Genomic DNA, 22032 nt, shown 5'->3' with positions numbered 1-22032 from the left:
CTTACTCCTTCGGCATTGGACCAGACATACTAGAGTGACGAGAATCGCCCAGTACAGAAATCAATAACATGGTTGCCCCGACGACTGTGGCATAAACACCTAGATCGAACGCGGCTGCTGAAGCTAAATGCATTTTGCCAAGCAAAGGCGGTTCTACATAAATATGTGCGCTGGTTAAGAATGGACGCCCCCAGAACCAAGCCAAAATACCTGTTAGTCCTGCGATCACTAAACCGAGACCGATCCAAATTTCATACAAGCGTCCAGATTTGGCTCTCAACAATTGTTCAGCCTGATCTTGTCCAAGCGCGATATATTGAATAATTAAAGCGACAGAAGTAATCAGTCCAGCGACAAACCCACCACCAGGATAGTTGTGACCCCGAAGGAAAATATACAAGCTAATCACCAGTGCAATCGGCAAAATCCAAGATGCCGTCATACGGAACATCAAAGGAGAAGGATTGAAACGGTAAGTGAGACCTTGGGTCATGGTCGTACCATGGATACGCATCCCATCCATGAGACAGAGCGCACCGATTGCAGCAATACCGAGTACAGTGATTTCACCGAAGGTATCAAAACCACGGAAGTCGACCAAAATCACATTGACCACATTTGAACCGCCGCCAAGAGGAAGCGCTTGTTGTATATAGAACCATGATAATGAATTGTGATCGCGTGTCAGCATTAACCAGGTAATCCAGCCGATCCCCACCCCAGCAAGGATTGCGATGACAGCATCACGATAACGTTGCCCTTTCTTGGATTCGTATGGGGTAAGCTGTGGTAATAACGACAAACTCATCAGCAAAAGTACCGTGGTTACAACATCGACGGTAATTTGTGTCAATGCCAAATCTGGCGCAGACAAACAAACAAAGACCATCGTAACGACGAGACCAATCGCACCACTGATCAAAACCGCTTTAATCCGTTCATGATGAAACCAAAGCATCATCCAGCACGAACTAAACAACAACAACCACAACACAATCGCAATCATCGGCGCTTGCGTGAGCTCACGTGTTCCTGTTCCCAAGCCTTGATTGAGCAATGGGGTCGCAACGACTGCCACACTAAAAACAAGAATGATGGCAATATAATCTTGCAGAGAACCAGTCTCCGTTTTTTGCTTAATTTTTCTAGAAAATTTCAGTAAATTTTTTAAGAAATCTTCAAATAAAATCTTACCTTGCAATTTCCCTAAAATAGGGTCGAGATCAATTTCACGTATTTTTCCGCCTTTCGCCAAAGAAAAATAGAAAATAACTCCGCCAAATAAAGCGATTGCACTCATCAATAATGGCAGATTAAACCCATGCCAAAGCGCGAGATGTGCACCATGAAAATCAGCGATTTGCGTACTTGCAGCAGTACCTGCATTGACGATTGGCTCAACCAAAATACCCGGAATGAGCCCAACTAAAATACATAGAGTTGCGAGTAAAATCGCAGGAGCACGCATGCCTAAAGCAGGTTCATGCGCTTGTTTGTTTGGAACATCTCGACCGATATCGCCATCAAAAAACACACCGTGAACCAGACGCACAGAGTAAGCAACAGCAAACAATCCAGCCAAAGTTGCGACGATTGCGGCAAACACCACAGATGCACCAGATAGATTGGCTAATAGCTCGGTAAAAAACATTTCTTTGGATAAAAATCCATTGGTTAGCGGAACACCTGCCATACTTGCCGCTGTGATCATGGTTAAAGTGCCAGTAAACGGCAATAACTGCCAGATTCCACTTAACTTTCTAAGATCACGCGTTTGGGTTTCATGGTCGATGATCCCTGCGATCATAAACAATGCAGCTTTAAATGTTGCATGATTGATGATATGGAAAATCGCTGCGGCAACGGCTAAAGGAGAGCCTATGCCCAATAAAGAAATGATTAAGCCTAGGTGACTGATGGTTGAATAAGCTAAAAGCCCTTTTAAATCTTCTTTGAAAATGGCAAAGAAAGCTGCCATACACAAGGTAAATAGACCAATTGTGGTCACGATATTGTGAAATAAAGCTGAACCGACAAAGATAGGTAATAAACGTGCTAACAGAAAAATCCCTGCTTTGACCATCGTGGCAGAGTGTAAATATGCAGAAACTGGCGTTGGAGCAGCCATGGCATTGGGTAACCAAAAATGAAATGGAAACTGCGCACTTTTGGTAAATGCACCCAACAAAACTAACAATAAAACAGGGACAAACAGAGGGCTACTTTGGATCAAATCACCCATTTTCAGGATTTGATCAATTTGATAGGTTCCAGTGATTTGTCCAAGTAAAATAAAGCCCCCCAGCATCGCCAGACCACCCATACCTGTTATGGTGAGTGCCATCCGCGCGCCACGCTGTGCAGCATCATAATTGTTCCAGTAACCAACCAAAAGGAAAGATGAAATACTGGTCAGCTCCCAAAAAACAAGGAGAATGATAAGATTATTGGAAAGAGAAATGCCGAGCATTGCTGCCATGAACAGCATCAATAGGGCATACAGTTTACTTAGGGAGTTTTTTGGACTGAGGTAATAATAGGCATAGATATAAATGAGTGTGCCTATTCCTGTGATAAGTAACGCAAATATCAAGCCTAACGCATCAAGGCGAAAGCTTAAATTGATGCCTACTTGAGGCAACCATTGCCAATGTTCTAGCAGAACTTGACCGTTAAAAACGGGCTTTGCTTGAGTCAGTAATAGAATAAAACTCGTTAAACTGACTCCAATTGCCCCTAAAGCTGTCACCCCGCGTGAAAAATGCTTTAGCCAAGAGACAAGTATTGTGCCCAAAATTAACGGTAAAAATATAATAATCGGTAGCACACTCGTATCCAATATATGAATAGGTCAAAACCTGGATGAACCTTATTTTCCTCAATCAAAGGATCACAAGAATGTAATCCAAACTGCTCAATCTAAGGAAACTGAAAAATGTGAAAAAACCAAGTTGTGTTGCGCAACTTGCAATGCATATTGCAGAAAATTAGATATTTGAAATCCGAATCGAAATGAAAGATCTAATCGAGATTTCATCTTATTACATGAATAAAATAACATCAAATATTTTTTTGCGCAGACACTTTATTTTACATCTTATCTGGCTTGAGGGGATTTGTTTTCGTAGAAATTTGTGTGAAATAGACTATATATCTTGACGGGATATTTTATTTAAATGTGATTCATTAACTGCTATCTATGTTTAGCAGTTTTTTGATTAGCCCAGCGTGACCATAGAGGGCAATGGTCACGCTTATCTCATGAAAAATCTCTTAACGCTACAATCTATTTGGCATGCTCACATTCATCAAAGTGCGACTTCTATATTTCGAGCGACATTTTGCTGATCAAACTGGGTGTTTTGATCGATTTTTGCAAATGAACGTTTTAGCAATTTTCTTGCAGCAAAATTCACTTTGTTTTCGAGCCATTTTGGCATTTTGACTGCCAAAACATTGCTTTCAGTTACAGAACTTTGCGTCATCACTCGCGTACCCATGATGTAATCAAACCAAGGCTTGGTAACGCACCAATTGGCATTTTGGTTGCTGGTCATATGATGATCGTAATGCCAAGGGATGCGCTTTTTTGCATATTCAGGATCTAGATGAGATTTCGCATGAACTTTCCAATAATTCCAAATCCCATAATACAATCCCGCAGTAAAAAATGGCGCGATAGGTAACAGCGGAGTCGCCGCAATCGTTAAACCGATCAGTGCAGTTTTTTCATTATACATTTCAGCATTTTTGAACATCGACTCAGCATAACCTTCATCGTGAAATGCATTTAAACGCGCGCGTTTATGGTGTGCGATATGTGTAAAAAAGGGGCTACTACGGTACTGGCTTGGGAACTCATGCAACCAGACTTTATGAAAATACCATTCCATACCATTTGCAACAAAGATCCCGACTGGAAAACCTAACATTTCATTCTCTTTATCATTTTCATATTTATGAGAAATATTACGTGCTCAGTCTTATTTTCTTTTGACTTTAGGCAAACTTTTTTTCTGCCAGATCAGTCAAATTTATTTTTATTTTGTTTTCTTAAACGATAGGCAGAAGGCGTTTCACCTGTCCAACGCTTAAAGGCTCTGGAAAATGCAGAAGGTTCAGAAAATCCTGTTAAATAAACGATTTGCTCCAAACTTTCATGAGTTTGGGAGAGGAGCCTACGTGCCAGTTTTTCACGATAATTGGCAATAATTTTGTCGAAAGTGGTATTGAGAAGTTGTAAGTCTTGACGCAAGGTGCGCGGATGTTTACCCAATAGTTGAGCAATCTGCTGTTGATCAATTTGTCCTTTTTCAAGTGCGCCACGACTGAGGATTTTTTCAATCTGAATAATCAGTTGATGTTTCTCTAAAATATCTAAATGATGAGATGCTATATTTTCATGAATTTTCAACAATTCAGGCTCTGCCGCAGGAGAGGGGAGGTCTAATAGGGCTTTGTCAAAATAGATACTGCCGTGTTCTGCATTGAATTCGACAGGACAATCCCAAACCCTTTGATATTCCAGACGGTCATCATTGCCAGCAGAGTTGAGCGTTATTTTTTGAGCTTGAAACTGTTGATTGCTCATGTGTTTGAAAAAACTTAATAATAGTCCGATTGCGCATTCTAAATAATGCCTGACTGGATGTTCTAACCCACGAATGATCGCGACATCTTCTAGTTCTACCAATTCTAGAGATAGTGCATTGCTCAGTATGGCTTGGTATTTTATGGTTCGGGCTAAACCTTCTCCAAAAGTGGGGCTACTCAAAAATAGGTATTCAATCACCTGCCCGCGAAAAGTTGGCATGTGTTCGCCCACGTGTAAACCAATATAATGGTCTTGGCTGATCTGTTCAGCAGCCTGCCAAAACCGTTGCTGAGTTGAGTTTGCACGTCGCACATTTTTATCTGGAAGTTGATCAGGCAGATGTACACTTGCAAAAATGGCAGCCGAATCTAAGCCCATTTTTTGCATGGTTTGGTAGGTCATCCATAAGAAAACCCCTGCATCACTACTTGTATTTCGGTTGCTCATATTGAAAATATTGGCTGCTTATTGGTGAAATATCCTTTTAGTTCCAATGAATTTATTGGAAATGGATAATAATATTTCACACAAAAAATGGCATTATTAAGTCAAATGTTGATGTGAAGTTGCGTCATCACCGCTTTGTAACATCTGACGTAGTTTATCTTGCTGTTCTGGCTGCATTTTTTGAAATTGTTCAAACAATTCATCAGGACTGACCGTTGCTTTATTTTCCAATAATGCTTGTTCTGAGTCAGCATTGAGCTTTTGTTCGTCAGGGTGTTGTTGCAAGGTGTCTTGTAAAAATGATGAATAAATAGCCTGATACTGGTTGTATTGATCTTGCGTTGAAAATGGATAAGCGTGCTGATTTTCTAAGCGAATACAATGATAGTGTTCAGCATATTGTAGCAAGGCTTCTTGATTGCCTGATGCAATGATTTGCACTTGCGGGAATGCTTCATGCAAACGTTCAAGGATGATTTCTGCTGTATTTTGATCTAACTGCGCATCAATTTGATCAATAATCAAAACCCCTTCACCTTCCAAACATGGATATAGGCTCAAAGGATTGAGTAAGCATAGACGGCGCACCACGTCACCGACCAAAGCAACCCAACTTTTGAGCGTGTTCGGAAGTTGCTGATATAAAATATCTTGTCCCTGATAGTTCACCATCAGTTGTAATTTTGGATGATATTCGAGATAGATATCAGTCAATTCAGGAAATACACTATTCAATACTGATTTTAATGCTCTCAAACTTGGTGCATGTAACTGGGCATGCGCTTGCAATAAAGTGCTATGAAAATCGAGATCGTCTTCTTGATCAAAAAGTTGTTCATCATTGATGATATGTTGAAAAAGCTGTGCAGTTTGCGCATTTTCTATATCAGAAATTTCTCTAAACCATTCGAAAAATCGAGCATAAGTGGTAAATGGAATAGATGCCATTTCGAAGGCTGCATGTACTTGCAATACACCAGGATTATTTTTACTCAGTAAATTGATTTCGTTGATAAAGCGGTCAGAAGGATAGTAGGCAATCATAGGAATGCCTTGCAATGGATCCTCTTTAATAGCTTGTTGATAAAGCCCGACCAGTTGTTCTAATTCGGCTGTTTCAACTTTACTCAGCCCAATGCCTTGAGGGTTAATGGTTTTATATAAAGACCATGTGCTGACATGGACATCTTTTTCTTGTGCATCACTGCTTTCGGGCATACGACCAATTTCAGCAGGGAAGCGGACTTGCACTTCAATTTTTGATTGGCTCGTTGCATGCTGTATGTCTTGGTCGAGCATCACCACACCTGCCGTTCTCAAGTCTTTGAAACGTGCTGGAAACCAAGTCAAAGCTTGATAGAGATTTTTTAAAATGGCAGTTTTCCCTGTGCCTTGATCTCCTAAAATTAAGGTTACAGCTTTATTGTCAGCGTCAAAATCGAGCATTAAGTCGTTAAAATGATAGGTATGTTTTAGTTTTATTGATTGAATTTTCATATAACACCGCTAAGCAGGAAGGGTTAAGCAGAGACTTTATTTTGAATAGGGGCTTTAAGCTTGAGTTGCTGGATCAAATCATAAATATGATGAATATTTAAGCTTACTTTAGCACGAGTACAAGCTACGTATAATAATCGTAATTCCTCATCCGTGATTTTATGCTCTAAACCGTTTATTTTAAATTGATAATCATCTTCTAAATGAACTCGATTCCATTCTAAACCTTTGGCTTTATGTGCGGTAGAAATCACATAATCTGCCTGCTCAATCGGTGTGATTTTAGCAAGTGCTTTTTTCAGAGGATCGGTACCGTGATCATCAACCAATTTGACCAAAGGTTTGATATCACTGCCATCATTTGTTTCACAATATTCATGAACATCATGCCATGAATTGAACCACGCCAGTTCAGGAACATCGACGACACGTTTGCCTTGTTTGAGTAGGCTAGCGGCATCGACAAAACGATTGAGTCTAGCGTGATCTGCTTGCAGGCTGACTTTGTCACCTTGAACCAAACCTGAAAGTAACAGTTCCATCGCCCGTGCATTGGTACGGCACAAAATGGCATCACGCATTTTGGTATGTGGTTTGTTGACCACACTCGATTTCATATCTGGGTTGCCGAGCAGTGGAACATTTTCATCCAAAGCTCCGAGCAAGCGATTGGCTACATCGGCAATAGATTCACCAAAACGAAAAGAGGTGGTCAATCGTGATTCGGGTAAAGGCATTTGTTGCATGGCATTGACAGCGCCACGCCATGCATAAATCTGCTGATGGGCATCCCCGACATAAATCACTTGGGTATTACGTTGTTTTAATAAAATCCCCAACATCAATGGGTCGGCATCTTGTGCTTCATCAAAGAGCACATAATCCGCAGGAATAAAGGGATCTGAAAGTGCCCAAAGTTTGAGGTAAATATCGTGCCCAATCCCAGCTTGGTGATTTGGATCAATCGACTCTAACCAACGTCTTTCTACTGCTTTATATAAATGATTTTGTAAGGCTGTCACATCATCAGGATGCAACCAACTGGGTGCTTGGATATGACGAGGGGCAGGATAGGCTGAACTGGTTGAACAATAATAACTCACAGCATTGGCAACCAAACTCGCCAAACGGCTAGGCATTAATACATATTTTTCATAACGTCCCCCCATCATCCGTCTAAGTGTGATGGGTTCGAGACGATATTCTTTGGCAATAAAACTTGGACTTAAACGAGGTAAACGAAGTTTGTCAGTGACTCCACGTGGAACACTTCGAAATGCTAAAGAATGGAAAGTTCTACAGTCAACATTACGATGAAATTTATTTTGAGCTTCTGTGGCAATTGCTTTATTGAATGCCAAATACATCCCACGTCGATTAGGCATAGCATCACTAATCAACTGTAATGTGGTGGTTTTACCTGTACCCGCATAGGCAATCACTTTGAAGGATTGCCCTTTTTGTGCTTGTGCAATAGCAAAACTTTGTTCTGTAGTTGGTGTAAAAGAATGGGGCACAGTATTAAAAAATCTATCGAGAATGATCAAAATTTATAATTAGAGTATAGCAAAGTTCAGGACTAGATTGCCTATTTATTACATAGAACTTTGTCAGTGTGTTCGGCAGACTTTTTTGTGGCAGTAAAAATGAAAATTCAAACTTTTCGAATATTAAATAAAAATGAAACTGAGCTTAAAAGTTGTATTTCAATTGTCTTTAAACTGACCAAAAAGTGTAACTCGATTGTCATAGCTAGTTTTTAGAATCGCATAGGGAAACTTTATCAATATTTAACATTTTCTAAAAATACGGAACATAGCTATGACGAATTCAGCCAACCAACACACGCGTCGTGAAGTTATAAAATGGTTAGCCAGCATTCCTTTTTTACCTCTTGGGGCAATGGCAACATCAGCTGCTTTAGTCGGTTGCAATGATGACAAGGATGTAGTTGTTGCACCACCTGTTAATCCTGCAAAATTAAAATCTGCAACATTTACACCGATGGATGCACCAAAAACAGGTGAATGGGCTGCTATTGCAACGACTACTGTAGCTTCTCAATTAAATGTTACTTGGGATAACAATACGACGAGTACGTATAAACTGGGCTATAAAACTTTCTTTAAAACAGGTGAATCTGTCGATAAGTTAGGCGGTGGGAAAATTATTGCGGGGAGTTATTATGATATTAATAACAAGCCAATTATGGATAATTCGGTTGCTGGAAAAGAGCGTCAATTTTTCTCTGACTGTCCAGATGGCAGCTCATTGATCAGCTTTAAACAAGCAACAGGTAAAGATTTTACTGATGCTGATAAAAAAGCTTTAGGTGTATCAGGCAATCCTGTGTTCCATGTAGTGCAATTTGAATACACTACGCGTGACCAAGGCGGCAATGATATGTATGGTAAATTACCATCACCTATCGCGGTGCTCTCTTTAGACCAAGACCCTAAAACGGGTCATTTAGAACTTAAAAAATATCACAATGTCGATATGTCAAAAGTTCATGGTTTATGGATCACTTGTGGTGCGAGCCTTTCACCGTGGGGTACTCATCTTTCAAGCGAAGAATATGAACCAGATGCATTTGATCAAGGTGCTGGTACAGATTCTAAAACGCTTAAAGCCTATAGTAAAAACCTTTATGGTGATGAAACTAAGGCAAATCCATATAACTATGGACATTTACCTGAAATTGTTGTTAATGCTGATGGTACCGCAAAAGCAATTAAACATTATTGCCTCGGTCGTATCTCACATGAGTTGATTCAAGTGATGCCAGATAACCGTACTGCGGTTATGGGTGATGACTATACCAATGGTGCATTTTTCATGTTTGTTGCTGATAAAGAAAAAGACCTTTCAGCAGGTACTTTATATGCAGCAAAATATACCACTACATTGACTGAAACGACGACTGGTAAAATCCAATGGATCAAACTTGGTCATGCAACAAGCAAAGAAATCGATGATTTGGTCAATGTACAAAATATTAAACCAGAACAAATTTTTGAAAGCTTGACTACTGATCCAAAAGATCCAAGCTATACCAAAGTCATTTTAAGTAAAAAAACACTGTGGTTGAAACTAAAATCAGGTATGGAAAAAGCTGCAGCTTTCTTGGAAACGCATCGTTATGCCGCTTATCTAGGCGCAAGTATGGCATTTACCAAAATGGAAGGCACGACAGTCAATATCAAAGACAAAGTTGCTTATTCTGCCTTGGCAAATATCCAAGATTCTATGATTAAAGATAATGCTGCTTGGACTGCTACTGCAAATGTGACTTTTGCGAAGAAAATCTCAGCGGGCGGTATCGTGGCGCATGATATGGATAAAGGTCAAAGCGACTCAACCAATTCAGCGATCAATAGTGAATGGGTTCCTTATCAAAGCCATATGCTATTAATTGGTAAAGATATTGATGCAGCGAGTGATCCATTAGGTATCGGCAATACATCTGATCCAAACAACATTGCGAGTGCGGACAATTTAAAATTCTCAGAAACACTACGTACCTTATTTATTGGTGAAGACTCTGGTAACCACGTTAACAATTACCTATGGGCTTATAACGTAGATACCAAGAAACTAGATCGTATCTTGTCATGCCCAGCTGCGGCTGAGTCTACAGGTCTACATGCGGTCGATTCGATTCATGGTTGGACTTATATCATGAGTAACTTCCAACACGCAGGTGACTGGAATGCTTTACATGACAAAGTGAAAGGTCAAGTGGCAGATCTTATTGATAAAGAATTTAACAATCGTTTCGCTGCGGCAGTCGGTTATTTAACTGCTGATCCGATCGCGCCGTCGATTGAAAAGAAATCATCATAATCTAAACCTAGATAAAAAAATCCCCTGATGATTCAGGGGATTTTTTTATGAACTATAAAATCAGTGTTCACGGTTTGCTTTTTCAACTAAGCCAGACAGACCTTGACGACGAGCCAACTCATTTAAAACGATTTGTGGGTCAATATCAAAATAACCTAGCATCACGATGCTATGGAACCAAACATCAGCAACTTCATAAATCAAATCATTACGATTGTCTTCAGATTTTTCTCGATCAAAATCTTTGGCTGCAATCACGGCTTCAAAGCTTTCTTCACCGATTTTTTCGAGTATTTTATTGATACCTTTGTGGTAAAGCTTTGCAACATAAGATGAGTCTGGATCGGCAGATTTACGTTCAGCCATCATTTGACCCAAGTAAGTTAAAACATCAACTTGTTCAGATTTGGCAGTAGATGCTGACATGACTTCAGTATGGTGGTTATGTGATTTTTCACCATAAATTTGGTTTGGATCTTTGAGCTGTGCATCGACAATTTCCCAACCATTTGCGGTCAATTTACGATAAAAACAAGACTCACGACCTGTATGACAAGCGATGCCACCATGTTGTTCAATTTGTAAAATAATCACATCAGCATCACAGTCTAAACGGATTTCATAAACTGTTTGAAAATGACCAGACTCTTCACCTTTGTGCCAAAGTTTTTGACGTGAACGTGAATAATAAACCGCTTGATTTTTTTCAGCAGTCAAAGCCAAAGCTTCACGATTCATCCACGCCACCATCAAAACTCGACCTGTTTGATGATGCTGGGCAATGGCAGGGATTAAACCTTGTTCGTTAAATTTTACTTCATCGAGCCATTGCACGTTGTTCATGGGAATATTCCAAATTAAATAAGATTAAAAAATATCATGTCGCAGATCTGCGACTCTGGATAGTGTACGGTATTCAGGCAGTTTTCGGGAAAAATAATTTATAGATATCACCATTATTTCAACGTATTTCTTATATTTAAAGGTGTTTTTTGCGCAATATCCTGATAATCCAGTTGAGAAAAAGCACCTGTCTTTAAACCCGAAATCGTGATTGCCATTTCCTTACGGAAGTAGGGGATTTTATACATAAAACCAAAGCATAAATCACGCAATGGACCTGCCCAAATATGATGTGATTGGTATAAAGGAGTTAGTAAACGACTTAAAAATTGATAAAACTGCGTAGCAGAATATCGAATCTCATGATATTTCTGCCACAATTTTACAAAATCAAGTTGTTGATTTTGCATGCTATATTCTACAGCTTGTCCCAAAGCCCATGCATCAAGTAAAGCCATATTTGCACCCTGTCCAAGCTGTGGGCTCATGGCATGTGCTGCATCACCAAGGACACCGATACGACCTTGCCCAAATTGCTTCATCACTACATCACGATATTGGGCGGTGAGCCAAACATTTTGATTTTCTGTTTGTTTTAAAATGTCTTTTAACCAATCTGATTCTTTGCTCCAACGTTTTGCGATTTCATCTAGCCATTCTGGTTGCGCATTTTGAGTGGAAAATGATTGCAATTTCTCGGTTGGTAAACTCCAGAAAACACTGGAAAGTCTTTGGTTCGGATGCTCGGGTATCGCACCTGTAGGCAAGATGCCCATCATAATGTGCGAACGGTCATAAAATTGGTGCAGAATTTTAGGATTATTGATCTGGCACTCGGGCACGATTTTCCATACTGCACCCCAAGGATAGGGTTGGTCGGTTTCGACCCACGCTTTAGGACGTAGTTGGCTACGAGCACCATTGGCAATGAACACGGCATCGAAGTGCATTTCAAAAGTATCTTGTCCGTGTTTGCCTTTTAAAATGGTTTCATTATTTTGTTCAATGATCTGTTCAACATCATGATTCATATACCAGCTTACCCAATCTTGATAAGGCTTTAAACCTGATTCAAGCACGTGACATAGGGTTGCACGATGGATGCCCAAGCCAAAATATTGGGGATGTGCTTCACGATAATGGCTATTGACCAACAGACTGCCATCAGCCAATTGTCCCTCAAGCCCTGTGACTTCTGCACCAAGCTGAAGGGCTTGTTCTAATACATCGAGATGCTGAAAAACAGCCAAGCCTGATGGTTGTAGTAATAGACCTGCTCCAACTGGATCGAGTTTTGCAGCTTTTTCAAAAATACTGACCTGAATATTTTGTCTAGCCAATAAAATGGTGCTGGCAAGTCCTGCAGTTCCAGCACCAACGATGGCAAAATGAAGTGTTTTTGGCATATATAAGTTTTATAGCTATGATTTTAAATATGATTCTAATGAATTTTAATCAATAACATTGTATTAAAAAAGACAAATGATCCCTGATTATTTTTGCATATGTAAAAGTGGATAAGGCTGACCCTGACCATCTAAGGCAGATCGGGCAACGACTTGAAAGCCCATTTTTAGATAAAATCCAACTGCTTGAGGATTTTGTTCATTTACATCGACTTTATGGATATGCAATTGCGTTGTCGCAAAGTCAATCAATGCTCGACCAATCCCTTTGCCACGTGCTTCAGGATGGATAAATAACATTTCAATATTGTCTGAGCTTGTACCCAGAAAGCCCAATATTTTGTCATTAATCATGTATTTGTCTAAGCGAACATGTTGGAAATACTGATTTAAAATCAAAGGTTTTAACTCGTCAATAGCTGAAGAGGGTAGGAAGTCATGTGTTGCTCTGACTGAGCTTTCCCAAATTTCGATCAGTTCAGCATGATCATTTTCATTAGCGTTCAAAATCATCATCTATGCTCATGTTATCTGCGTTGTTCAAGTAAAATTCGGAGTGCCATCGCGGCTAAAACTGTACCCATTAACCATTTTTGAAAAATACTCCACATAGGACGTTTGCTTAAAAATAAAGCAATGCTTCCTGCACTAAATGCAATCAGCGCATTGATCGTAATACTGATTAAAATTTGAATTGAACCCAATAAAATCGACTGCAAAAAAATATGTCCATGTGCAGGATTGATAAATTGTGGCAACAAAGACAAATACATGATGGCGATTTTGGGATTGAGTAGATTGGTTAGAAAGCCCATGAAAAATAACTTTTTAGGACGATCATAACTCAAGCTTTTGATTTCAAATGGTGATTGACCACCCGGTTTGAGCGCATTCCATGCCATCCAAAGCAGATAAACAGCACCTGCAATTTTCAAAGTTTCATAGGCATAAGGTACGGCAAGTAAAATGGTGGTCAAACCAAAGGAAGCCGCCAACATATAAAACACAAACCCAAGCGCAACCCCTCCCAAAGAGATCATCCCTGCTTGACGACCTTGGCAAATCGAGCGTGAAACCAGATACATCATATTAGGACCGGGAGTCAGGGCGAGTGCGAGGGCAATCAATGAAAATGCAAGAATTTGCTGAATGTCGAGCATGTGAAAAATGTTTTATTGAGATGCTTTGATCATAAAGCAAAAATTAACCATTTAGATAGCGTTTTAAGTCGCCTATCTAAATGATGTAATCTTTATGCGTGAAGCAAGGCACTGAACCGTACTGAGTTTAAATCTAAGACTCAATTGGTTAGATCAAACTTTGCTAATATTCATTTTTTAAGTGGCTGAAATTGCGGATTAATTGATGGATTTATAAATCAGTCATAACGTCTTCAAAATGCTGTTTTTCTACCAATTCTAAAAACTCATCGCCCATACGATGACTTTCAGCAATGCATTGTTTCCAAATCTGAATCCGCTTGTTTTGATCTAAACCTTTTACAACAAAATCATTTCGATCGGGTAAACGTCCCATAGGTAAAGACTGCAAAAAAGTTTCGGATGGTGAAATCAACACAGTTCTGTCTTGGTGAACAGAATTGGGTTTACGCCATTTAAGCATTTTATCGAACCAACCCGCAGTAATATGATCGGTAAAATGTGGGTAAAGTACGATGCCTTTGCTTTGATAGGGCAGGTCAATATGGTAGTCAATCAGCCCACCATCACGATAAACCCCATTTTCAGCACCCACAATATTTGAAATCCCAGTCATGGCAAAGGGAATCGAAGCCGATGCCATAAGCCAGTCCTCTAAGTTATTTTCCTGTAAAGCATAATACTGAGTGTTGAAGCCGTCCTGAGGCATGGAAAATTGTGTTCCTTGCTCAGGTTGGGCAATGACACGTTGCATAAAAGCAGCACTTTTCGGGCGAGATATCGCATTTGCGCCGATTACACCCAAAATCGCTGTAGCTAGAGCAAGTTTTTGGTCACTTTGCAGAAGTTTTTGTGATTTTACTGCCAAAACAGTCAGGTGATAATCTGGATGCTGCAAGATTTGATCTTCTTTACCTCTGACCAGACCTTGTAACATTTCACGGCAGATTTGGCTGACCTCTAGTGCTGTCATTTTTTTATGAAAATATAAATGGGTATAAAGCTCTGCCAAACGCTCAGTCCCTTGTTTCGCACCCCATCCCAAAATGCTTGCAAATCTCCAACTGCCTATAGATGATCCGATGACGGTGCGTGGTCGTTTTTCACGTTCTAAGAAATCTGCAAAAATCGCTTGATCCAAACCTTGAATGCCAATTCCTTTTGGTCCACCTGCAGCACCGGGAATGACATCGACCTGAGCAGGTCTTAGTCCTTCTTTTTGAATCAATGCTTTGGCTTGCTTTCCAACTTTGATATTTAAGCTAGAAGGAAATCGCTTTAAAATTTGTGTCATGCTGCTTTTATCATCCATAAAAGATGATGTTATTTTAGGGGCATAGGATGGTTGGACAATGGCGCTATATATCGAGCTGTGACTGAGGGGTCATTTTATACATATAGTCAAATCATTAAAAATATAGGACAAAACTTTTAATGCGTTATAATTTTTTAAAGTCAAATAAAAACAAAGAGATGATAATTATATAACCAAGTCTTTTCATTAAGAGTCTAAATGATTTGTGTAGGCAAGTTGCCATACTTTTGACAGGGCAAAAGTATCAAAACCCTTTGTCGAACAAATGGGCATACATCCTGAGCAATTTTTTAAAGCACTGCTTTAAAAAATGCGGAACGCCCTTGTTCGACGGACGGCATCCTGCCTTTTCATATTTACTTTAAATTTTATTCATTTAGCGATGAGAGGAAAATGATATTTCCGAATAAACTATTTCATTACACGCCAAAGTGAAAGCAAGCTCGCCAATACAATCAGCACAACTGAAACATACCACGGTGCAATAATCGCAATAGCAAGTAGTATCGCAATAACACTACCAAAAATCCAATTGCTACGTTGTTGAGCCTGCATTTGCATGCGTAGGCTTTGTAGTTCACGTAGCTGTTTATCATGCCAAGCCGATTGGTTTTTTAAACCATTTAAACTGTCAATCATCAAACTTGGTAAATCATGTGCGCCTAAAAGTAGATCAGGCACTTGCTGACCAATTTCTTTTAGATTTTTCACAGGATTCATATTGGCTTTAACCCATTCAGTCAAAATAGGTTTTGCCAATTTCCAAATATCCAATTGCGGATAAAGATCTGTACCCAAGCCTTCGACATGCACCAATGTTTTGAGTAATAACATCAGTTGTGGCGGAATTTCTAAATGGAAACGACGGGCAATATCCATGACTTGCAGTAAGATCCCTGCAAAATCAAGTTGATCCATTGGTTTAGATACCATTGGTCCAACCGTACGACGCATTTCACGAGCAAGTGCATCCTGATCCGTTCCCGGTGGAATCCATCCTGCTTGATGCACGATTTGGATCAATTGCATAAAGTTGCTATTCATCACAGCCAGCAACATTCGAGCGACTGTCATCTGGTCGTGCTTCGATAACTCGCCCATGATGGCACAGTCAAGTGCGATAAAACGTGGATTTGCTGGGTTAATGGTTTCAACAAAGACATTTCCCGGATGCATATCTGCATGGAAAAAGTTATCGCGGAATACTTGGGTAAAAAAGATCGTTAAACCTTTTTCAGCCAGATCAGCACGATTCATGCCTAAACGATCAAAAGTTTCGGTATCTGAAATCGGCACGCCTGTAATACGTTCAGCCACCATGACATCGGTGCTATCCATATATACTTCAGGCACATACATCATGCTTGAGCCTGTAAAATAATGGCGCATGCGACGCGTATTATCTGCTTCTAAACTCAGATCTAACTCATTTAGAATGATTTGACGATAATCTTGGATAATTTCGTTGAGATGTAAGGCACGTGCAGCTTCGATACGATTTTCAAGCGTATTGCCGAGCCAAGTCAAAATTTCAAAATCTTGTAAAATTTGACTACGAATATTGGGACGAGTCACTTTGACGACGACTTCACGACCATCGTGTAGTGCAGCAGTATGCACTTGGGCGATGGAAGCAGCTGCCAAAGGTTGTTCATCAAAACGGGCAAAAAGTGTATTTACATCTGCTTTAAGCGATTGCTGAATACGTGTTTTCAGTACATCAACATCATAAGGCTTAACTTGATCTTGTAATAAAACCAATTGAGCCAATATTTCAGGTGGAATCAAATCACGGCGAGTCGAAAGTAACTGCCCAAGCTTAATCGCCAAAGGCCCCATATCCTCTAAAGCCTGTTTAAGCTTCAGCGGATTTTTTCGTTCCCGACTTGACCAAGCCGCAGGGTGCATACGGATGAGGCTTAAAGCATGCCGTGCTTTGATGGGTAATTCTTCCGCAGGAATTAACGTGTCGAGTCTATAGTGCGCGGCGATGCGCCAAAGTTCGAGTAAACGTGTAATATGCGGAATCATAAAATGTATCACCTAGTCTTGAACGGGATGAAGCTTGGCTTGAAGTGCAGAAATTTTAGCTTCAAGTCGATCAACTTCTTGGTTGAGTTTACGAGTTTCTTTGTTCAGATCGTCCATTTGCCAGCGAGGCGCAAACAAACCGCTGTCTTCTTTGAGAAAATCTTCTGCAAAAAAGAAATGACTTTGCAAAGAACGCTTAATGTGTTTGGGAACAATCTGAATTTTGCCAATTTCATGTGCCAGAGCAGGTCCAATCCACGGGCTTAAATGCGCTGCCAAATCAGGTTCAGCAAGACCGATAATCTGTTGAATATCCTGTAAAAGATGATAATCACCTTCAACTGGAATATTGCCTACATCATCTGCCAATAAAAGTTTGAGCAATTCGACTACATTTTTAACGTGTAAGGTCGCATTTGCTTCAGTGAGCGTATTATTTTTATCAAAAGGACGTTGCTCGAAAATAGACGGTCGATTTTCATTTTGTCCAGTGACTGTTGGTTCTAGACGAACTTTATTTTCATCAAAAAAAACATCTACAGACAATTGAGGGGTGTCAATCACCACGCGCAACAATTTGCCTTGCAATTTGTTGAGCTGGATACGCGTTACCGCATCCAGATCGATAAAATGATGAATAATGCGTTCAACTGCGCCAAGTGCAAGAATTGACCACATAGGGAGAAACCTTATAGTTTAAAACCACGGTGTACAGCGACAATCCCGCCTGTAAGATTGTGGTAATCACAGTTGTTAAAACCAGCGTTTTCCATCATCCCTTTCAGAGTGCGTTGGTCTGGATGCATACGAATTGATTCAGCCAAATATTTATAACTTTCTGAGTCATTGGCAACGAGTTTACCCATAATCGGTAAAGCCGTGAATGAATACAAATCATAAAGTTTTGAAAATGGTTCAAAAACAGGTTTTGAAAATTCTAAAATAAGTAAACGACCACCTGGCTTAAGGACACGGTACATAGCAGCAAGTGCAGCATCTTTGTCTGTGACATTACGCAGACCAAAACTGATGGTCAAAAGGTCAAAACTATTGTCTGCAAATGGTTCTAAAGTTTCAGCATTGGCCAAAACAAAATCAACATTGGTACAGCCTGCATCAATCAGACGATCACGCCCAACATTGAGCATTGATTCATTAATGTCAGATAAAACAACATGACCTTGTGGTCCAACTTCACGGCTAAAAACTTTAGCCAAATCGCCAGTACCACCAGCAATATCTAAGACATGTTGACCACGACGAACACCAGACATATTGATAGCAAAACGCTTCCAAATACGGTGAATACCAAATGACATCAAGTCATTCATAATGTCATATTTGCTTGCGACAGAGTGGAATACTTCTGCTACTTTTTGCGCTTTATCTTCACTATTTACGGTTTGATAACCGAAGTGCGTTGTTGAACCGACATTGCCAGTATTTGCGCCTTTAGGCAGATTATATTTTGGAATCGCACCATTCACAGAAGGATCAGTTGCAGCCTGTTGTAATGATTGTTGCTGACCTTGTGGAGCACCTTCAGGTAATGGTTCCGTTAAAAAAGGGCTAGTTCGGGTACTGTTTGTGTCTATCGTATTTGCCGCTGGAACAGATTCAGTTGGCTTTTGGTTTTCATTAGACATAAGTCACTCCAGAACACAAATATTAAAAAATCTTGCAGTTGCTGCATAATGACAGATTCTTTGTTACTTTTCAGCGATCATCATGCAATTGATATGAATAATATACAGAAAATTAAAAAAATGGGTGCAATTGATTGTGAAAAGATGCTTCACGACCGAAAAGGATTCGGTTTTCCAGCATGAACATCAGTCACGATACGACGTTCTTCAGCTGTAAACGCCTGAATAAATTTTGCAGCAGATTTTAATGGTTTCATCGCAACGAAACCTTCCCCAATAAATTCATACATCAAATCAAAGTTATACTTACGCGCAGCACCACGGCACATTTTAAATGCAGTATGCATAATGAATGAGCGCATATATTTATCTAGACTTTCACCTAAATCGTCGAGTAAGTCAAGTTGCTGATAACGCGCTTGTTCTTGGTCTAGTTTGATTAAGGTGAGACGAACCATTTCATCATCAAGTATTTGATCTTTTGGATAATCTTTTAATAATTGTTGAGCCACTTCTTCATCGAGTTGCATCGCAAGTAAAGCAAGACCTACAGACTTTAAGCCTGTACGAATGGCATTTTCAGGGATAATTTTTTCAGCCTTGTGGGCATATTTGAGTAAGCGCTCGATTTGTACGGCTAAAGCATCAAAATCAGGACCGCCATAGAGACGATTTAAAAAATAATCCGCCATCAATTTATTTTCAGCCTGGTGAAAATAATCATAATGTGTATAGGAAATGCGCTCTTTTAACCAAGCTTGAACTTCATGCAGACGTTGCTTAAGAATAGGATCCTGATGATATTCAAGCTGTTTGTATTGTTCTAAAAGTTGGTCAAGTGCTGCAAGCTTAGACATCGAATTACTCAGATAGTTTTCATTTATAAAAAGAATAATCAGTGTTGTGCGAAAGCGCTATGACGAAAATGCGATTTAATTGTTAAAAAAACGTCAGTTGCGCCAAAAATATCAAATTTCTCGACAAAAATTTAACAACATCACAGATTTGAAAAGTTTATACTCAAATAAACTGACGCGAAAAAGAGAACTATATGTCTGAAAAAAATGACACTTTTAAACTACTTGATCCAGATCAACTCAATCTCGAACTGATTGAGGCACAGTATGCACTCAAAGACACCCGCGCAAAGGATAATGCGAAAAGTTTAGTGATTTTGATGAGTGGCGTGGAGTTAGCAGGGAAAGGGGAATCAGTTAAACAATTACGTGAATGGGTTGATCCGAGATATTTGCGCGTAGTGGCTGATCCAGCCCATTTATTTAAAGTGAATCGCACTTTTTGGGAACCTTATGCACGTTTTATCCCTGCAGAAGGGCAGATGTTGGTCATGTTTAGCAACTGGTATAGTGATCTAATCGCAACTGCGATGCATGTTTCTGAACCGATGGATGACACATTATTTGATGCCTATATCAAAGATATGCAGTCTTTCGAGCGGGATTTAAGAAATAATCATGTAGAGGTGATCAAGGTTTGGTTTGATTTATCTTGGAAATCACTGCAAAAGCGTCTTGATAAAATGGATTCATCAGAGCAACGCTGGCACAAATTGCATGGTTTAGATTGGCGTAATAAAAAACAATATGACAATCTACAAAAACTCAGAAGCCGTTTTACCGATGATTGGTATGTGATTGATTGTGAAGATGAAGAATCACGCGATCAACAATTTGCGCAGTATATTTTAAAACATCTTAAAGATATTCCAGAATATCCTAAAAAGGCGGTATTGGACTGGCAGCAAGCAGTTGTACCAGAGGAGCTATTAAAGCCTCGCAATGACAGCATTGATAAGGATGAATATAAAGAGGAGCTGAAAAAACTCACTGCAAAAGTTGCAGATACTTTACGTTTCGATGGTCGCCGTGTGGTGATTGTATTTGAGGGAATGGATGCTGCAGGAAAAGGTGGTGCGATTAAACGTATCGTCAAAAAGTTAGATCCACGAGAATATGAAATCTATCCGATTGCAGCACCTGAAAAATACGAATTGGCACGACCTTATCAATGGAGATTTTGGACAAAAGTATGTGAAGATGAAGCACTTTCTATCTTTGACAGAAGTTGGTACGGGCGAGTGTTGGTTGAGCGTATTGACGGCTTTGCAACCGAAGTTGAATGGCAACGAGCCTATGACGAGATCAATCGCTTTGAAAAAGACCTATATGACAGCAATTCTGTAGTGATCAAGTTTTGGTTAGCCATTGATAAAGATGAGCAAGAAAAACGATTTAAATCACGTGAAGAAATGCCATATAAAAACTATAAGATCACCCCAGATGATTGGCACAATCGAGAAAATTGGGATCAATATCTTGAGGCGGCAGCAGATATGTTGCAACGTACCAGTACTTTGCATGCGCCGTGGCATGTGATTGCAACCAATGATAAATATACTGCGCGTTTGGAAGTGTTGAGAGCTATTTTGACCCATTTTAAAACGGATGAATGAAAGGCAGTTTAATAACCGAATTTATCTGTTTAAAGAGTAGAGCATAATAAAAAGGACAGCCATTTTGCTGTCCTTTTTTATTTGTAAATCAGAGCTTGTAATCATCTAAAAGCAAGCTTGATTGGTACTATTTTTGGCTAAGAATAAATTGAAAGTTATCGCAATTTCATTGATTAAAATGGCAGTAAACTTAACTGACGACTTGAGCAGATTGTTTAATTTGAATCTGTTTAGCCAGTTTATAACACTCTTCAATATGCGCTTCAGTAATTTTCTTCATCACAAAATATCCCATACTTGCAGCAATAATTTGCCCACCGATCGGAATAAATTTGGTCACTTGTTTGGTGATGACTTTGGTTGCAACATTATCTAAAGTTTTTTTCACAGCCGTACGTGCAACAACAAAGCCTGAAAACTCGAAGCCACGTTTACGCAGTTCATTCCAATGAATTTCTTTGGTTTTAGTATCAAAAACGGTGATTTGGTCTGGAGCTAAACCAAATTTAGCACTAATTTCGGGGATAATGAGTGACAAGATACCGACATCAATCACAACGTCAAAAAATGGAATTGGAATGATCGCAGCACCAGCCGAAACATAGGCACGTTTTTTTACCATGTTTAAACATTCAGCGCGGACTTGTTCCAAGTTTAAATTTGGGTCGATTGATTCTGGAAGTTTGTCTATTTTCATAAATAAAACCCTATTTCAGGCGGATTGATCTATTTTTAAAAAGCTATTTTTTGATACTTTCAATCTATATCGGCTAT

17 protein-coding genes are annotated in these 22032 nt (G+C 39.6%); 2 read left to right on the top strand and 15 right to left on the bottom strand.

Going from position 1 to position 22032, the window contains the following annotated elements; genetic code table 11:
* Position 1: 1 nt before the first annotated feature.
* From F960_RS18805 to F960_RS18785, 5 genes are all read right to left on the bottom strand, one after another.
* Positions 2-2839 (bottom strand): monovalent cation/H+ antiporter subunit A, encoded by a 2838-nt coding sequence (locus F960_RS18805; protein WP_035373322.1) that lies wholly within the window; start codon positions 2837-2839, stop codon positions 2-4.
* Between the two features lie 469 nt (positions 2840-3308).
* A complete protein-coding gene (locus F960_RS18800) occupies positions 3309-3932 on the bottom strand; it encodes a sterol desaturase family protein (RefSeq protein WP_004869817.1) in 624 nt (207 codons plus the stop codon).
* A gap of 92 nt (positions 3933-4024) precedes the next feature.
* Entirely contained in the window at positions 4025-5041 is a 1017-nt protein-coding gene (locus F960_RS18795; protein ID WP_004869815.1) for an AraC family transcriptional regulator, read from the bottom strand.
* A 96-nt stretch (positions 5042-5137) separates the two neighbouring features.
* The gene (locus F960_RS18790; protein WP_004869813.1) at positions 5138-6538 is read right to left on the bottom strand and encodes an AAA family ATPase; all 1401 of its coding nucleotides are present in this window, start codon (positions 6536-6538) and stop codon (positions 5138-5140) included.
* 23 nt (positions 6539-6561) lie between these two features.
* Entirely contained in the window at positions 6562-8055 is a 1494-nt protein-coding gene (locus tag F960_RS18785) for a UvrD-helicase domain-containing protein (RefSeq protein ID WP_004869812.1), read from the bottom strand.
* Between the two features lie 304 nt (positions 8056-8359).
* On the opposite strand from F960_RS18785, the gene F960_RS18780 reads away from it, so the two are divergent.
* Positions 8360-10384, top strand: coding sequence for a PhoX family protein (locus F960_RS18780; RefSeq protein WP_004869809.1), 2025 nt, complete (start codon positions 8360-8362; stop codon positions 10382-10384).
* A 60-nt stretch (positions 10385-10444) separates the two neighbouring features.
* On the opposite strand, the gene hisIE is transcribed toward F960_RS18780, so the two are convergent.
* The 9 genes from hisIE to F960_RS18735 all read right to left on the bottom strand — a co-directional run bounded on the left by hisIE (position 10445) and on the right by F960_RS18735 (position 19642).
* Entirely contained in the window at positions 10445-11227 is a 783-nt protein-coding gene (gene hisIE / locus F960_RS18775) for a bifunctional phosphoribosyl-AMP cyclohydrolase/phosphoribosyl-ATP diphosphatase HisIE (RefSeq protein ID WP_004869806.1), read from the bottom strand.
* Positions 11228-11340: 113 nt separating this feature from the next.
* Entirely contained in the window at positions 11341-12633 is a 1293-nt protein-coding gene (locus F960_RS18770; protein ID WP_004869804.1) for an FAD-dependent oxidoreductase, read from the bottom strand.
* An 87-nt stretch (positions 12634-12720) separates the two neighbouring features.
* Positions 12721-13146, bottom strand: coding sequence for a GNAT family N-acetyltransferase (locus F960_RS18765; RefSeq protein WP_004869803.1), 426 nt, complete (start codon positions 13144-13146; stop codon positions 12721-12723).
* A gap of 14 nt (positions 13147-13160) precedes the next feature.
* Complete coding sequence (locus F960_RS18760; protein ID WP_004869801.1) at positions 13161-13793, bottom strand: LysE family translocator; 633 nt, start codon at positions 13791-13793, stop codon at positions 13161-13163.
* A gap of 211 nt (positions 13794-14004) precedes the next feature.
* Positions 14005-15087 carry a hypothetical protein gene (locus F960_RS18755; RefSeq protein WP_020846742.1) on the bottom strand — a complete coding sequence of 361 codons (1083 nt, stop codon included), beginning with the start codon at positions 15085-15087 and terminating at the stop codon, positions 14005-14007.
* Between the two features lie 432 nt (positions 15088-15519).
* On the bottom strand, positions 15520-17139 hold the full coding sequence (locus tag F960_RS18750; RefSeq protein WP_004869796.1) for an ABC1 kinase family protein: 1620 nt from the start codon (positions 17137-17139) through the stop codon (positions 15520-15522).
* Positions 17140-17151: 12 nt separating this feature from the next.
* Positions 17152-17817 (bottom strand): ubiquinone biosynthesis accessory factor UbiJ, encoded by a 666-nt coding sequence (locus F960_RS18745; protein ID WP_004869794.1) that lies wholly within the window; start codon positions 17815-17817, stop codon positions 17152-17154.
* A gap of 11 nt (positions 17818-17828) precedes the next feature.
* Entirely contained in the window at positions 17829-18785 is a 957-nt protein-coding gene (gene ubiE, locus F960_RS18740) for a bifunctional demethylmenaquinone methyltransferase/2-methoxy-6-polyprenyl-1,4-benzoquinol methylase UbiE (protein WP_004869792.1), read from the bottom strand.
* 149 nt (positions 18786-18934) lie between these two features.
* Complete coding sequence (locus tag F960_RS18735) at positions 18935-19642, bottom strand: DUF8198 family protein (RefSeq protein WP_004869789.1); 708 nt, start codon at positions 19640-19642, stop codon at positions 18935-18937.
* Between the two features lie 194 nt (positions 19643-19836).
* Here F960_RS18735 and pap point away from each other — a divergent pair, with 194 nt between their 5' ends.
* Positions 19837-21258, top strand: a complete 1422-nt coding sequence (gene pap, locus F960_RS18730) for a polyphosphate:AMP phosphotransferase (protein ID WP_004869788.1) — start codon at positions 19837-19839, stop codon at positions 21256-21258.
* Positions 21259-21448: 190 nt separating this feature from the next.
* On the opposite strand, the gene F960_RS18725 is transcribed toward pap, so the two are convergent.
* Positions 21449-21955: a hypothetical protein gene (locus tag F960_RS18725; protein WP_004869787.1), complete on the bottom strand. Its 507-nt coding sequence runs from the start codon at positions 21953-21955 to the stop codon at positions 21449-21451.
* Positions 21956-22032 lie beyond the last annotated feature (77 nt).

The organism is Acinetobacter gerneri DSM 14967 = CIP 107464 = MTCC 9824, assembly GCF_000368565.1.
Lineage (GTDB): Bacteria > Pseudomonadota > Gammaproteobacteria > Pseudomonadales > Moraxellaceae > Acinetobacter > Acinetobacter gerneri.
The sequence above is the reverse complement of the archived record's forward strand: the minus strand, read 5'-3'. Positions and strand labels throughout refer to the sequence as shown.